At 71.2% G+C, this 15,539-nt stretch carries 12 protein-coding genes; 6 read left to right on the top strand and 6 right to left on the bottom strand.

The annotated features are described in order from the left end of the window. The first annotated feature begins 508 nt into the window (after nt 1–508). On the top strand, nt 509–1,726 hold the full coding sequence (locus tag ACH4LD_RS26945; RefSeq protein ID WP_398056613.1) for an alginate lyase family protein: 1,218 nt from the start codon (nt 509–511) through the stop codon (nt 1,724–1,726). Between the two features lie 338 nt (nt 1,727–2,064). Here ACH4LD_RS26945 and ACH4LD_RS26940 read toward each other — a convergent pair whose 3' ends face one another. Together ACH4LD_RS26940 and ACH4LD_RS26935 are read right to left on the bottom strand one after the other, a co-directional pair. Then, nucleotides 2,065–2,967 (bottom strand): DUF6424 family protein, encoded by a 903-nt coding sequence (locus ACH4LD_RS26940; RefSeq protein ID WP_398056614.1) that lies wholly within the window; start codon nt 2,965–2,967, stop codon nt 2,065–2,067. 254 nt (nt 2,968–3,221) lie between these two features. Continuing rightward, nucleotides 3,222–3,698, bottom strand: a complete 477-nt coding sequence (locus ACH4LD_RS26935) for an SRPBCC family protein (protein WP_398056615.1) — start codon at nt 3,696–3,698, stop codon at nt 3,222–3,224. A 309-nt stretch (nt 3,699–4,007) separates the two neighbouring features. Between ACH4LD_RS26935 and htpG the strand changes: the two genes are divergently transcribed. From htpG to ACH4LD_RS26915, 4 genes are all read left to right on the top strand, one after another. After that, nucleotides 4,008–5,918, top strand: a complete 1,911-nt coding sequence (gene htpG / locus ACH4LD_RS26930) for a molecular chaperone HtpG (RefSeq protein WP_398056616.1) — start codon at nt 4,008–4,010, stop codon at nt 5,916–5,918. 288 nt (nt 5,919–6,206) lie between these two features. Further along, nucleotides 6,207–7,406, top strand: coding sequence for a S1 family peptidase (locus ACH4LD_RS26925; protein ID WP_398056617.1), 1,200 nt, complete (start codon nt 6,207–6,209; stop codon nt 7,404–7,406). 124 nt (nt 7,407–7,530) lie between these two features. After that, nucleotides 7,531–9,825, top strand: a complete 2,295-nt coding sequence (locus ACH4LD_RS26920) for an AbfB domain-containing protein (RefSeq protein ID WP_398056618.1) — start codon at nt 7,531–7,533, stop codon at nt 9,823–9,825. 108 nt (nt 9,826–9,933) lie between these two features. Then, the gene (locus ACH4LD_RS26915) at nt 9,934–10,494 is read left to right on the top strand and encodes a DUF2269 domain-containing protein (protein ID WP_398056619.1); all 561 of its coding nucleotides are present in this window, start codon (nt 9,934–9,936) and stop codon (nt 10,492–10,494) included. Here the strand turns inward: ACH4LD_RS26915 and ACH4LD_RS26910 are convergent. Further along, nucleotides 10,460–11,599 carry an ROK family protein gene (locus tag ACH4LD_RS26910; protein ID WP_398056620.1) on the bottom strand — a complete coding sequence of 380 codons (1,140 nt, stop codon included), beginning with the start codon at nt 11,597–11,599 and terminating at the stop codon, nt 10,460–10,462. The two genes, ACH4LD_RS26915 and ACH4LD_RS26910, sit on opposite strands and share 35 nt — an antisense overlap. Nucleotides 11,600–11,689: 90 nt before the next feature. On the opposite strand from ACH4LD_RS26910, the gene ACH4LD_RS26905 reads away from it, so the two are divergent. Further along, nucleotides 11,690–12,985: a DUF1479 domain-containing protein gene (locus tag ACH4LD_RS26905; protein ID WP_398056621.1), complete on the top strand. Its 1,296-nt coding sequence runs from the start codon at nt 11,690–11,692 to the stop codon at nt 12,983–12,985. A 46-nt stretch (nt 12,986–13,031) separates the two neighbouring features. Here the strand turns inward: ACH4LD_RS26905 and ACH4LD_RS26900 are convergent, their stop codons facing one another. From ACH4LD_RS26900 to ACH4LD_RS26890, 3 genes are all read right to left on the bottom strand, one after another. Further along, a complete protein-coding gene (locus ACH4LD_RS26900) occupies nt 13,032–13,457 on the bottom strand; it encodes a pyridoxamine 5'-phosphate oxidase family protein (RefSeq protein WP_398056622.1) in 426 nt (141 codons plus the stop codon). A 106-nt stretch (nt 13,458–13,563) separates the two neighbouring features. Beyond that, nucleotides 13,564–13,779: a hypothetical protein gene (locus ACH4LD_RS26895; RefSeq protein WP_132789860.1), complete on the bottom strand. Its 216-nt coding sequence runs from the start codon at nt 13,777–13,779 to the stop codon at nt 13,564–13,566. Between the two features lie 213 nt (nt 13,780–13,992). Further along, nucleotides 13,993–15,510, bottom strand: coding sequence for an MFS transporter (locus ACH4LD_RS26890; protein WP_398056623.1), 1,518 nt, complete (start codon nt 15,508–15,510; stop codon nt 13,993–13,995). Nucleotides 15,511–15,539: the final 29 nt, after the last annotated feature.

Below are 15,539 nucleotides of genomic sequence, written 5' to 3'. Positions count from 1 at the left end.
GGCGGAGTTGGCCCCGGCGACGTCGAGGCACTTGCCGGCGAGGCCGGTGATCGTGCCGGTGGCGGCCTGTGCGGGGGAGGCGGCGAACAGCCCGGCCGAGAGGGCGACCGCGGCGGCGAGCGCCGTCCTGAACAGCGGGGGACGGTGGGGGGATGTGGCGGACAAGGGAGGAGATCACTGCCTTTCGCGTCGATGAAGGAAAGGGAGGGCCTCGCCGGGCGGGGCGCTGCGCGCGGAGGCCCGTCCGGCAACCGGGAAGGTAAGAGGTCTGAACCAGTGCCGTCAAGATGTGAACAACGCTGTCCGCAGGGGGAGTTGGCTGACCCACGGTCCTGAGATCAGGTCACGGGGCCGGTCGAGGTCATCCCTTGCCCGGCGTTCACTTGTTGGTGTCGATGGCTTGGGCGTGTCGTTCCCGGCCCCTTGACGGCCATCTGGTCCGTACCTATGGTCTCGTCAACTCGAACGTTCAATCAGCCGTATTGCGTTCACATACGAGGACGGTCAGATGCAGGACACACCCGCTCGGCGCCGCCGCAAGTCCCCGCGTTCCGCTCTCGCCCTCACGGCGGCGGTCACCCTGCTCGCCACCGGCCTGCTCTCCTGGCCCGGAAGCCGGCGCGCGGAGGCCGCCCCCGCCACCTTCACCCATCCCGGCGTCACCGTCTCCCGCGCCCAACTCGACTTCGCCCGGGGCAAGGTGCTCGCCGGCGCGCAGCCCTGGAAGAGCGCGTACGACCAGATGATGGCGAGCAAGTACGCGAGCCTCAGCCGCACGCCCCAGCCGCGCGCCGTCGTCGAGTGCGGGTCGTACTCCAACCCCAACTACGGCTGCACGGACGAACGCGAGGACGCGATCGCGGCGTACACCGACGCGCTCGCCTGGTACATCACCCGGGACGAGCGCTACGCCAAGAAGGCGATCGAGCTGATGGACGCCTGGTCCGCGGTGCTCCAGGACCACACCAACTCCAACGCCCCGCTGCAGACGGGCTGGGCGGGATCCTCCTGGCCGAAGGCCGCCGAGATCATCAAGTACACGTACACCGGCACATGGGCCAACTCCGGCCGGTTCGCGACGATGCTCCGCAACGTCTATCTGCCCGAGATCATCAACGGCTCCAACTCCAACGGAAACTGGGAGCTGTCGATGATGGAGGCTGCCGTCGGCATCTCCGTCTTCCTGGAGGACAAGGCGTCGTACGACACCGCCATGGCGAAGTTCCGGACCCGCACCGCCGCGTACGTGTACCTCGCCTCCGACGGTGACCTGCCGAAGACCGTGCCGAGTCAGAACCTGAACACGCGCGACAAGATCGTCTCCTACTGGCAGGGCCAGTCCACCTTCGTCACCGGTCTCACCCAGGAGACCTGCCGCGACTTCACCCACACCGGGTACGGCATCTCGGCCATCTCCCACGTCGCCGAGACCAGCCGCATCCAGGGGCAGGACCTGTACGGCACCGACGTGGGCGAGCGGCTGCGGCAGGCGCTCGGCTTCCAGTCCAAGTACGAACTGGGCACCGCCGTCCCGAGCTGGCTGTGCGGCGGGTCGGTCAACCGGGGGCTGGGCCCGGTCACCGAGGTCGGCTACAACGCCCTGCACAACCGCCTGGGCATCGCCATGACCAACACCCAGGCCCTGACCGAGCAGAACCGCCCGGCCGGCAGCAACAACCTCTTCGTCGCCTGGGAGACCCTCACCCACGGGGACAACCCCAACTGAGGCGCCGACCCCGCCGGACGTCACCCCCTGCGGAGCCGGCGTGCCGGCCGAGCGCGGACAGACGTACCGGCTTCATGGCGGCCAGCGGGTTGAAGTCGGCGCGTCACCGGACACTCGGCCGGCACGGGTGCGATGCCCGGTGCGGCGCAGGAGATTCCTGCGTCACCCGCAGGGCCGCGCCCTTGCCCGTGGGGGCGGGTCCAGGCCTCCTTGCCGTCCTGCTCGCCGCGGGTGTGCCGTTCGCCTCATGCCCGGCAGCCCGGCGGTGCCTCCCGCGGTGCCGGTGCCGGGGGGTCGCCGGGCTGTTGTCGGCCGGGCGCGCGCGGGCGGTGCCTCGCTCAACGGGCCCGCGAGCCCCGGCCGTTCCCGTGGGCGTGGGCCCGGAGCGCCGCCGGCGGCCCGGACGCGGTGCGCTGCCCCGACTCGATCTGGCCGGCGAACGCCTGGAGCGCGGCGGAGCTGTTCGGCGGCAGGACCGCCATCAGCCCGCGGTCCTGCGCCTCGGCCAGCGTGTCCGCGGCCTGGCTGCCCTCGGGAGCGAGCACCAGACGCACATGCCCGTCACCCGAGCCCCGCCGGTCCACCGGTGCCACGGCGCCGTGCGTGCCGTCGGGCAGGGTCACCCACAGCTGGAAGTCGTCGTACCGGAAGAAGTCCGCACCCTTCACGGGCCACGGGTAGTGGTGCTCACCGGGCACCTTGGGCAGGATTCCCTGGTGATCCGCACGGCTCATCGGCACACAGGCGTTGAACAGCGAGTCGGTCCACGCCTCGACACCGTCGGCGTCCGTGATCGGGGTGCGCAGCAGCTCCTCGGCCTCCTCGTAGCCCAGTTCCGCCAGGGCGGACAGCGTCTCGGGGAACGCCGCCACGAGGGTGGCCGCGTCCTGCCGCAACCGGTCGATCTTGGACGGCTCGGCACAGAACTGCATGCTCCACTCGATGCCCGCGCGGGCACGGTACATCCGCCAGCCGCTCGACGTCTTCACCCACAGGCTGCCCCCGTGGTGCATCTCCCAGTGCGCGGGCGCCACGGGCCGGGGCCCGTAGGGCAGGTCGGCGTCGTCGATCTCGTCCAGGATCTTGTGCGCCGTGCGTTTCGCGGCCCTGAAGAACGAGGACTCGAAGCGCTCCGGGTGCTCGACCAGCCGGATCCTCCAGGGGTGGTTCTCCGATTCGACGCCGCCCGGCTGGAGTGTGTCGGGTGTCCGGGCTGCGGCGACGGTGTCGGCGCGGGTCATGACGACCTCCTCCTGCCGCCCACGGCCCGGAGCACGGACCGTGGTCCGAGTGCCCCCTGTGATTATCGTGCGCTGTGGGACGGGAGTGCGCGAGCCGAAGCGGGCCGCGTTCCTTCGGCGGCCCCGCCCCCCGTCACCGGACCGGTTCCGCCGGCCACGCCGACCGCTGCCGGGACCGCGCTGTGCGCGGCGCGGCAGCAAACGGCCGCCGAGCCCGTGTGCTCGGCGGCGTATGCGTCACGGCTGCGTCCGGATCAGAGGGACGAACCGCTGTCTCCGGGCCGGATCCGGCCGCGCCAGGCACCGGACTCGCCGCCCTGCTCCTCGATGAACTGCTTGAACCGCTTCATGTCTCCCTTGACGCGCCGGTCGATCGTGCCGATCAGATCCGCGGCCTTCTCCACCGCTCCGCTGGGCTCGATGTCCATCACCAGCTCGACCTTGGTGTGCATGTCGTCCAGGCGCTCGAAGCGGACGGTGCCCTTCTGGCTGGTGTCACCGCTGGTGGTGCGCCAGGTGATGCGCTCGTCGGGCAGCTGGTCGACGATCTCGGTGTCGAACTCGCGCCGTACCCCGCCGATCTTCGTGGTCCAGTGATTGTGCCGGTCGTCCAGCTGCCTGACCTCCTCGACGCCTTCCACGAAGTTCGGGAAGTCCTCGAACTGCGTCCACTGGTTGTAGGCGGTGTGCAGCGGAACGTCGACTTCCACCGCTTCCTTGACCGTGCTCATCTCTGCGCCTCCGTTGTCGTTCGTTCGACTGCGACAGCCCCGGACCGTTGTCCGGACCTGGACCCGCCGAGTACCCGGGGAACCGCCGGTTATGAGCGCCGGCTCCGGCAACGGCCTTGGTACGGCGGTGTCGTTCCGCAGCGTGAGAAACTGACGACGCAGCGCGTCGGCGGTGCGCGCGCCCGCGCGGAGGCGGACGCGAAGGGTGCGGATCCGGCCACGGCCCGCTCTTCCGGCCACCGCGCTGACGTGGTGTTTTACAGTGGCTCCACCAGTTCCGGCGACAGGACCTGTGAGGTGTTCGCGAACATGCCGACCGAGACCTTCGAGTTCCAGGTAGAGGCCCGTCAGCTGTTGCAGCTGATGATCCACTCGGTCTACTCGAACAAGGACGTCTTCCTGCGGGAGCTCGTCTCCAACGCGTCGGACGCGTTGGACAAGCTGCGCCTGGAGAAGCTCTGGGACGACTCGCTCGACGCCGACGTGTCCGACCCCCACATCGAGATCGACATCGACAAGGACGCCCGTACGCTCACCGTGCGGGACAACGGCATCGGGATGTCGTACGACGAGGTCGGCCGGCTCATCGGCACGATCGCCAACTCGGGCACCGCGCAGTTCCTGCGGGAGCTGCGCGAGGCCAAGGACGCGGCCGGGGAGGAAGGACTCATCGGCCAGTTCGGCGTCGGGTTCTACTCCGGCTTCATGGTGGCCGACGAGGTCACCCTGCTGACCCGGCGCGCCGGCGAGAGCCAGGGCACCCGCTGGACGTCGCGCGGCGAGGGCACGTACACGCTGGAGCGGGTGGACGACGCGCCGCAGGGCACCACGGTCACGCTCCACCTCAAGCCGGCCGACCCGGAGAACCAGCTCCACGACTACACCTCGCCCTGGAAGATCAGGGAGATCATCAAGCGGTACTCGGACTTCATCACCTGGCCCATCCGGATGGTGCCCGAGCGCTCCGCCACGGCCGGGGAGGGCGACGAGGCACCCGAACCCGAGACGCTCAACTCCATGAAGGCGCTGTGGGCGCGGCCCCGCGACGAGGTGTCCGAGGACGAGTACCACGAGCTGTACAAGCACATCGCGCACGACTGGCGCGACCCGCTGGAGACGATCCGGCTCCAGGCGGAGGGCACCTTCGAGTACCAGGCCCTGCTGTTCCTCCCCGAGCACGCCCCGCACGACCTGTTCACGCGGGACTTCAAGCGCGGCGTGCAGCTCTACGTCAAGCGCGTGTTCATCATGGACGACTGCGAGGCGCTGCTGCCGCCGTACCTCCGCTTCGTCAAGGGCGTGGTCGACGCGGCCGACCTCTCGCTCAACGTCTCCCGCGAGATCCTCCAGCAGGACCGCCACATCGAGATGATGCGGCGGCGGCTGACGAAGAAGGTCCTGTCCACGGTCAAGGAGATGATGGCCAAGGACCAGGAGCGGTACGCCACCTTCTGGCGGGAGTTCGGCACCGTCCTGAAGGAAGGACTGGTCACCGACCCGGAGAACCGCGACGCCCTCCTCGCCGTCGCGTCGTTCGCGAGCACCCACCACGACACCGAGCCGACCACGCTCAAGGGTTACGTGGAGCGGATGAAGGACGGTCAGGAGGACATCTACTACCTGACCGGCGAGTCTCGGCAGAGCATCGAGAACTCCCCGCACATGGAGGCGTTCCGGGAACGGGGCATCGAGGTGCTGCTGCTCACCGACCCCGTGGACGAGGTGTGGGCCGACGCCGTCGGCGAGTACGAGGGCAAGAAGCTGCGGTCCGTCGCCAAGGGGCAGATCGATCTCGACGCCGAGGACGAGGACACGGCCGACGACGAGCGGGAGAAGCAGACCGAGGAGTACGCCGGGCTGCTCGGCTGGATGAAGGAGCAGCTGGACGAGGACATCAAGGAGGTGCGCCTGTCCTCCCGGCTCACCGTCTCCCCGGCCTGTGTCGTCTCCGACGCGCACGACCTGACGCCGGCCCTGGAGAACATGTACCGCGCCATGGGCCAGGAGGTGCCGCGCGCCAAGCGGATCCTGGAGCTCAACCCGGACCACCAGCTGGTGAAGGGGCTCAACCAGGCGTACAAGGAGCGCGAGGACCGCTCGGAGCTGGCCGAGACCGCCGAGCTGCTGCACGGCCTCGCGGTGCTCGCCGAGGGCGGCCAGCCGAAGGAACCGGCCCGGTTCGTGAAGCTGATGGCGGACCGGCTGGAACGCGCGCTGTAACGCGGCTCCGCCAAGGAGGCGGCGGCCTGCGCCCGTGCCGGGGGCACGCGCGCAGGCCGGCGTCGTGCTCACCACGGCCCGGCGCCGCTCACCGCCCCCGTCCGTCCGACGCCGCCGCCCTGGCCGGCCGCCCGGACGCCGCCGTCGACATCGCCGCTCCCCACCCGAGTCCCGCATTGGCATGGACCTGACGCCAATGGGCGGCTAGGCTCTGCCCCGCCACGCATGAGAGCGCTCTCAGAACTCGGCTGTTCCACCCCACCCCTGGAACGACGAAGGGCAAGTCCCATGAGACGCACGAGACTTACGCATGCCGTACTGGCCGCGCTGCTGATCCTCGGCGGATCGGGCGCGGCCGGAGCGGTCCCCGCGGCGGCGAGCGGCGCCACCACCCCACCCGGCCCCGCCGCCGAACCCGGCCCCGCCCAGGCGTCCCCCGAGCTCGCGTCCGACGGAGTCCTGATCGCCATGCAGCGCGACCTCGGCCTCACCCGGAAGCAGGCCGAGGCGCGGATCGCGGCCGAGCGGTCCGCCGCCGCCCTCGATCGGAAGCTGCGCCGGGCGGCCGGGGACGCCTACGCGGGCTCCTGGTTCGACGCGGCGAAAGGGCGCCTGACGGTGGCCGTCACCCCGGATGCCTCGCCGGGAGCACGCCGCGCCATCGAGGCGGCCGGCGCCGGGATCCGTACCGCCGCGCACACGGCCCGGGAACTGGACGCCGTCACGGCGCGCCTCGACCGGCTCTCCGCCCCGTCCGGGGTCAGCGGCTGGCACGTCGATCCGAGGGCCGACACGGTCGTCGTCGACGTCGTGCGGCAGGACCGCTCTGACAACGATGTCCGACACTTCGTCTCCCGGGCCCGTAAGACGGGTCCCGTCACCGTCCGCATCGTCCCCGCGGCCCCGCGCACCTTCGCCGCGGGAACCGTCGGCGGGGACCCCTACTACACGGGCAACGTCCGCTGCTCCATAGGGTTCTCGGTGTACGGCGGCTTCGTGACCGCCGGACACTGCGGCTCGCCCGGCGCCGGCGTCAGCGGCTGGGACGGCTCGTACATCGGCACGTTCCAGGGCTCGTCGTTCCCGGACAACGACTACGCCTGGGTGAGCGTGGGCAGCGGCTGGTGGACGGTTCCGGTGGTGCTGGGCTGGGGCACGGTGCCCGACCAGCTCGTGCGCGGCTCGGCCGTGGCGCCCGTCGGCTCCTCCGTCTGCCGGTCGGGATCGACGTCGCACTGGCACTGCGGGACGGTGCTGGCGACCGACGAGACCGTCAACTACAGCCAGGGCGCGGTGCACCAGCTGACGAAGACGAGTGTCTGCGCCGAACCCGGCGACTCCGGGGGCTCCTTCATCACCGGCGACCAGGCGCAGGGCGTCACCTCCGGCGGCTGGGGCAACTGCGCCGGCGGAGGCGAGACCTGGTTCCAGCCCGTCAACGAGATCCTCGGCCGGTACGGCCTGACCCTGCACACCTACACCGGCTGACCACGGACCCGTCCGGAACAGACATGGAGCAGACACCGTGCTGAGACTCCCGTCCCGCGGGGCCTTCCCGCCGGCCCGGCCTGGACAGGCCTTACGACCCCTGCGGCACCTCCTGAGCGCCCTCGTGGTGACGACGCTGGCCGTCACCACCCTCCTCACCGCGGGGGCCTCCCCCTCACGAGCCGCCGTGCCCTGGACGCCGAAGCCGGCGCCGATGTCCACCCCCTGGACCGATCAGGTGCCGGTGGACCACCCCCTGCCGGAGTACCCCCGTCCGCAGCTCACCCGGCCCGACTGGGCCAACCTGAACGGCATCTGGGACTTCGCCGTCACCGCCCGCGACGCCGCACAGCCCGCGACGTTCGGTGAGCGGATCCGCGTCCCGTTCGCACCCGAGTCCGCGCTCTCCGGCATCCAGCGCAAGATCACCGGAAGCGACAGGCTCTGGTACAAGCGCACCTTCACCGTGCCCGCCGGCTGGGGCGGCCGCCACGTCCAGCTCAACTTCGGTGCCTCCGACTGGGAGACGACCGTCTGGATCAACGGTCGGCAGGCGGGCGCCGTGCACCGCGGCGGCTACGACGCCTTCTCGTACGACATCACACCCCTGCTGAGGAGCGGCGGGACCAACACGATCGTCGTGTCCGTGTACGACCCGACGGAGACCGGCGGTCAGGCCATCGGCAAGCAGCGCATCCAGGACGTCACCCCGCACGCCGGCCGGAGCATCGTCTACACCGCCTCGTCCGGCATCTGGCAGACCGTCTGGCTGGAGCCGACCGCGGCGGCGCACATCACCCGCCTGGACCTGGTCCCGCACCTGGAGGACAGCACGCTCCGCGTGACCGTACGCGCCGCCGGAGCCTCCGGTGCCAGGGTCAGGGTCACCGTCTCCAGCGGCGGTACCCCGGTCGCGAGTGCCACGGGCACGGTGGGCACCGAGTTCTCCGTGCCCGTGCCGAACGCCCGCCTGTGGTCGCCGGACGACCCGTTCCTGTACGACGTCACCGCCCGGCTGACCGGGAGCCCGGGCGGTGACCAGGTCGGTGGTTACGCCGGCATGCGCTCGATCGCGGTGAAGGACGTGAACGGCGTCCGCCGACCGGTCCTGAACGGGAGGTTCGTCTTCCAGACCGGCACCCTCGACCAGGGCTACTGGCCGGACGGCATCTACACCGCCCCCACCGACGCGGCGCTCAGGTACGACCTGCAGAAGCACAAGGACCTCGGGTTCAACATGGTCCGCAAGCACATCAAGGTCGAACCGCAACGCTGGTTCTACTGGGCGGACCGGCTCGGGCTGCTGGTGTGGCAGGACATGCCGTCCATGGACAGCGGCAAGGCCCCGGACGGCGCGGCCCGCACCCAGTGGGAGAGCGAGTACCGGGCCGTCATCGACCAGCACCGCAGCTCGCCCGCGCTCATCCAATGGGTCGACCAGAACGAGGGCTGGGGCCAGTACGACCAGGCCCGCATCGCGGACATGGTCAAGGCGTACGACCCCTCGCGCCTGGTGGACAACATGAGTGGCGTCAACTGCTGCGGCGCCCAGGACGGCGGCAACGGTGACGTGGTCGACAACCACAACTACGTCGGGCCGGGCAACACGCCGACGGAACCGGTGCGCGCCTCGGTGCTGGGGGAGTACGGCGGCCTCGGCTACCGGGTGTCCGGCCACGAGTGGTACCCGGGCGGCGGTTTCAGCTATGAGGACCAGCCGAGCCTGCCCGCGCTCGACGACCGGTTCGTGGGCCTGCTCGACGCCATCCGGGAGAACGCCATGCCCGCCGGCGGTCTCTCGGCGTCCGTCTACACCCAGATCACCGACGTCGAGAACGAGACCAACGGGCTGATGACCTACGACCGCCGGGTCGTCAAGGTCGACGAGTCCCGGGTCCGCGCGGCCAACCAGGCGCTCATCGTCGCCTCCCGCACCCTCGGCCCGCCGGTGGAGCTGCCTCTGGAGCAGTACGTGTCGATCCGCGTCACGACACCCGGCCACACCGACCGTTACATCCGTCACTACGACGGCCTCGGCTACACGGAGGTGGTCGATTCCGGCAGCAGCGACCTGCTGAAGCAGGACGCCACCTGGAAGGTGAGGCCCGGCCTGGCGAACAGGCTCTGCTACTCCTTCGAGTCCCGCAACCACCCCGGTGAGTACCTGCGCCACCGCGACTTCCGGATCCGTCGCGAGGCGGGAGACGACTCAGCCCTGTACAAGGCCGACGCGACCTGGTGCCCGGTCCAGGGCGAGGGCGGCATCCGGCTGTCGGCGGCGAACTTCCCCGGTCAGTACCTGCGGCACATCAACTCCGAACTGTGGCTGGCCCAGTCGGGCGGGACCCACGCCTGGGACAACCCGAGCACCTTCACCGAGGACACCACCTGGTCCGTCGAGGCGCCCTGGGCGCCCTGAGCGCCGTACCACCCGGGCACCGGGCGGGCGGTGTACTCCGCGTCGAGTACACCGCCTTGCTCCCCGCGCCGGACGCCACGGACGGGTTTCCCCGGCACCGTGTCGGACATGAAGTTGAGCCGACCCGCGCGCCGGGCCTCCCTCGTCGTCCATGTGGCCGTCTCCGCGAGCTGGCTCGGGCTCACGCTCGGGCTGCTCGCCCTCGCGGTCACCGCCACCACGACCGGATCGGCGGTGACCGCCGAGGCGTCCGTCCGCGCCATGAGGGTCTTCGCGGACTGGCTGCTGCTTCCCTGCGCGCTCCTGACCCTTCTCAGCGGTGTACTGCTGTCCGTGGGCACCCGGTGGGGACTGGCCCGGCACCGGTGGGTCCTCACGAAGTTCTGGCTGACGCTCGCCACGACCGCCGCCACGGCGTTCGCGCTGCGCCCGGGTGTGCACTCCACGCTCGTCGGCATGACGGACGGCGGACCACCGCCCGGCCCCGGCGACCTCCTGCCCGGCCCGATCGTGTCACTGTGCGCCTACGTCTTCATGACGGCGATCTCGGTCCTCAAGCCCTGGGGACTCACCAGGCGGGGAAGGGACCACCGAGCAGCGGTCGGCACCGCGGGATCGCCCACCGGCAGGCGGCCTACTCCGGTGCGGGGCGTGCCGACCGGACGATGAGCGTGCGGAGTTCTTCCACGGCGCGGTCGCGGGCTCCGGACAGTTCGGGCGAGGACAGCGTGGCCGCGGTGACGGGTACGGGGCGCGGTGTGCGCTGGAAGTGCTTCTCGACGGCCGTGATCATGGCCGGATCCGGTCCCCAGGCACCGCCGATGACGATCATCCGCGGATCGGCCAGGGAGACGGCCGCGGACAGTACGCCGCAGACGGCCCGGGCCAGCGCGGCGCGGATCCGCTGGGCTCGTTCGTCGTGCCCGGCCAGGAGTGCGCGGAGGGCAGGGACGTCGATGGCGGTGGAGGAGGGCAGACGCAGGCCGAGGGCGGCGAACACCTCGGTGAAGGCCATGGCCTCGCCGTCCGGGCCGTAGGTGCACAGGTGCGCGATCTCCCCGACCAGGCCCCTGTGCCCACGCCGGACCACGCCGTCGTTCACCACGGCGCAGCCGAGTCCTTCGCCGAGATGGAGGTGGACGAAGTCGTCGACACCCCGGGCGCAGCCCGCCTGGTGTTCGGCGCGGGCGGCCCAGTTGACGTCGTTGTCCACCAGCACGGGGCCCGTCACACGGCCCGCGAGGACGCCGGGCGGGTCGAGGTCGCCGACGAGGAAGGGGGCGTCGGGCAGGTGCACCAGCCGGCCCGTATCGCGGTCCACCGGGTCGGCGGCGCTGATCACCGCGAGGCGCAGCGGGCCGGTGATCCGCTCGGCCAGCTGTCCGGCGGCCCCGCTGAGGGCACCGGCCGCCGCCTCCGGTCCGGCGTTCGCCCCCAGAGCGGTGCGGACCTGTCCGTGCACGTGGCCGAGGGCGTCGACCGCCTCCGCCGTCACACCGTGCGGGGTGATGCTCGCCACCAGCGCGGCGCCGAGCCGCGGGGCGAGCGCGTAGTAGGAGCCGACCCGCCCGCGTCCGGTGGTGCGTTCGCCGGTGTCGATGACCAGGCCGGACCCGGTGAGGCGCTGGACGCTGTCGGAGATCGTCGGCTTGGAGATCCCGGTGTGCGCGGAGATCTCCGCCCTGGTCAGACGCGGGTGGTCCATGAGCGCGCGCAGCACGTTCTCGTCGGTCAGCGCGCGCAGCATCTCCAGTGACGGCTTGGGCTGGGTCATGCGGACCATTCTAGTAAGGACTCTTGCCTGAACATGGCGGACCTGCTTACCGTCGTTCTAGTAAGGAGTCCTGACCAAAGGAGCCGGGCGATGACACTCGCCGCTGAACCGCACCGTCCCGCCGCCCTGCCGCACTGGGAGGAGACCCCGGCCGACCTCGCCGCCGCCATCCGTGAGATCAAGCCTGCTCTGCGTGCCCGCATCGAAGCCTCCGGACGCAGCGTGCAGGAGGTGTTCGCGGCCGTCGAGCAGCGCATCGAGGCCCGTATCGCCGAGATCGAGGCCGACCGGACCCGCGGAGAGGAGGTGTGGCCCGTCCTGGACTACGACGCGATCGCCGGCGGAACGGTGACGCCGGCCGAGACGGCCAAGCTCAAGAAGCGCGGCTGTCTCGTCGTACGCGGCCACTTCCCGCGCGAGCAGGCGCTGGCCTGGGACGCCGACATCGTCGACTACGTCGAGCGCAACGAGTTCTTCGAGAACTACACCGGCCCCGGCGACGACTTCTTCGGCAGCGTCGGCTCCAAGCCGGAGATCTACCCCGTCTACTGGTCCCAGGCTCAGATGCGGGCCCGCCAGTCCGAGCGCATGGCCACCGTCCAGTCCTTCCTGAACTCGTTCTGGAAGCACACGGCCGACGACGGCACCCAGTGGTTCGACCCCGACCGCGACGCGCTCTACCCCGACCGCATCCGCCGCCGCCCGCCGGGCACCGACTCCGCCGGCCTCGGCGCCCACTGCGACCCGGGCACCCTCGATCTGTGGATGACGCGCGAGTACCAGCAGGCCTTCCGCCATCTCTTCGACGGCACCGCCGAACAGTACGACCCCTGGGACGCGGCCCACCGCACCACCGGCCCCCAGTACCCCGGCTCCACCATGTGCTCCGCCTTCCGCACCTTCCAGGGGTGGACCGCGCTGTCCGACATGGACGCCGACCAGGGCGTCCTGCACACCGTGCCGATCCCGGAGATCATGGCCTACCTGCTGCTGCGCCCCCTGCTGCCGGACGTCCCCGAGGACTCCATGTGCGGCGTGCGCACCAACCAGGTCTTCCCCGTCACCAAGCGCTGGCACCCGGTGCTCCACCGGGCGCTGACCCCCATCCCCGACGTCCGGGCCGGCGACTCCGTCTGGTGGCACTGCGACATGGTCCACAGCGTCGCCCCGGTGGAGAACCAGAAGGGCTGGGGCAATGTCATGTACATCCCCGCCGCCCCCTGGTGCCCCCGCAACGAGAGGTACGCGGCCTCCGTCCGGGAGGCGTTCGTCACCGGGTCCAGTCCGGGCGACTTCCCCGAGGAGCACTACGAACGTACCTGGACCGGCCGGTTCACCCTGGACCAGCTCAACGACACCGGCCGCCGGGGCCTGGGCCTGGACTGACCGGGGGCACCGAGCGGGCGAGGTGCCCGGCTCGGCGCCCGTGCCGTCAGACGGCTCCCAGATCGGCGCAGACCCAGTGTTCGGGCCGCATGTACACGAGGAAGTGCTCGCCGAGCCGGGCCCGGTCGTACTCCACGAACCCCGCCACCTTCTCCTGCGGCAGATAGCGCGCCGCCATCTCCCAGGAGTGCTCGTGACCGTCCGGGGCCGTCCTGGTGACCGGTCCCTCGACCGACACATAGCGCACGGTGGGCTCGGTGCGCTGCACCATCAGGCTGAAGCGCCCCGCGGCGCGGATCGCCCTCGCCTTCCGGGAGTCGGCCCCGGTGCGCACCCACAGCTCGCCACCCGGCGTGTACTGGTACCAGATGGGAACCGTCAGTGGGGCGCGGTCCGGCCGTTCGACGACCGACAGCGCGCCGATGTGAGGCTCCGCCAGGAACTGTTCTCGTTCTTCGATGGAGAGTGTCACGGGGCCGACCCTAACGCCGGGGGCGCGAGGCCGGCCGTAGGGGATTGCGCCGAGTTCCGCGAGCCGACGGGGTGCCGGGCGACGGGTGCCGCGGGTGCTGAGCGTTCTAGTCGGCGCCGCGCTCCAGGACGCGGCGGGCCGCCTCGGCCTCCGCCGCCGGCGGGGACAGCTCGTCGAGCGTGTCCAGCTCGTCGTCCGCTTCCAGTTCCCGTTCCCAGGCCGCCGCGAGAAGTTCCTGTTCCTCCCGCGGCTGTGCGCCGACGGCCTCCCGGTGGTGGGGGTCCAGCGCCGCCAGGAATCGTTCGACCGGGTCCGTCGGCATGCGGTGCTCCTTGTCGCCACTAGGTGCCGCTCCGGCCCAGCATGGCCAACCCGGGCCGTGCCGGCCGCCCGACACGGCCCGGCACCACCCTGATGGCCCTGCGGGCCGTTCGGTGGCAGCAGGGGTGTGCTGCGTACGCAACGGTATCGGCCACCACTGACAATCGGGTTTCCTTCAGGGAAGCGCGCAACCCACCTGCCGGCAACCCACGGGTCAGGTCTGCCGGGCGTGTACCGGGTCGTGGGCGACCTCGTCCGGGCACTTGCGGTGCGGGGGGTGCAGCCGCCGGTCGCGCTGCCAGTCGAACGTCGCGAGTGCCAGGGACGCCGCCATCCCGACGAGAGCGGCGCACAGCGCGGTCACGAGGGCGCCCCGGTAGTCGTGGCTCCTGCCGAGCACCAGGTAGAAGAGGCCGGGCAGGGCTGCTGTCCCCAGCGTGGCGCCCAGCCGCTGCCCGGTCTGCAGGGCGCCGCCCGCCGCGCCCGCCATCCGCACGGGCACGTCCCGCAAGGTCATCGTGATGTTGGGGGCGACCACGAAGCCACCGCCGACACCGCCGAGGAACAGCACCGGGGCGGCGACCCACGGGGCGATGTGCAGGGGCACGAAGCGGAGCAGCAGCGCGGTGCCGCCCAGACCGACGATCACGCCGGTCAGGCCGCACACGGTGAGCAGGCGGCCGAACCTGTCCACCAGCCGCCCGGACACCACGGCCGCGCTCGCCGAGCCGAGGGCGAACGGAGTCACGGCGAGGCCGGACCGCAGCGGGGAGAAGCCGAGTCCGTGCTGGTAGAACAGGGCGAACACCAGCCAGACCCCGCTGAAGCCGATGAAGTACAGCGTGCCGATGCCCGCGCCGATGGCGTAACCGCGCACGGTGCTGAACAGGCGCGGATCGAGCAGCGGCTGGGCGTGCCGGGCGACCAGGCGGCGCTGCCACCAGGCGAAGACGACGAGCACCGTCGCACCGACGGGGAACAGCCACCACAGTCGGTCGAGACCGCCGGATCCCGCCTGGACCAGCGGGTACATGAGCGCGAGGACGCCGAGACCGAGGAGCAGGACGCCGGGCACGTCCACCCGGCCCCGCCCGGAGCGCCGGGTGCGGGGCAGCAGGCGGCGGCCGAGGAGGACGGCGAGGATGCCGATGGGGACGTTGACGTAGAAGATCCACCGCCAGCCCTGGGCGCCGGAGGCGAGGGCGAGGATGACACCGCCGGTGAGGGGGCCCGCGGCGGAGGAGATGCCGACGGTGGCACCGAAGAAGCCGAAGGCCCGGCCGCGTTCGGCGCCGCGGAACATCTGCTGGATGAGCGCGGAGTTCTGCGGGGCCATGAAGCCGGCCGCCAGGCCCTGGGCGAGTCGGGCCACCACCAGCAGCATGATGCCGGGGGCCGCTCCGCACACCGCGCTGAAGACCACGAACCCGCCGAGGGCCAGCAGGAAGATACGGCGCCGGTCCAGCGCGTCGCCGAGACGGCCGGCGGTGACGAGGGCGAGGGCGAAGGTCAGGGCGTATCCGGAGACCACCCACTGCACCTGTGCCGGGGAGGCACCCAGATCCCGTTGGATGGTGGGCAGGGCGACCGCCACGATCGTCACGTCGAGCAGGCTCATGAAGCCCGCCACCAAGGTGACCCACAGGGCGCGCCAGCGGCGCGGATCAGGCTCGTACCCGGCCTCCTGAGCACCGCTGTCCCGACCGCCCGCCGCCGACGTCGACACTGTCACCTGGGACTCCTCTCACCAGGGCCGCACCC

Source organism: Streptomyces sp. NPDC017676 (assembly GCF_044329325.1).
In the GTDB taxonomy this organism is placed as follows: domain Bacteria; phylum Actinomycetota; class Actinomycetes; order Streptomycetales; family Streptomycetaceae; genus Streptomyces.
Note: the sequence above shows the minus strand (reverse complement) of the source record. Positions and strands in the feature narration are given on the sequence as shown.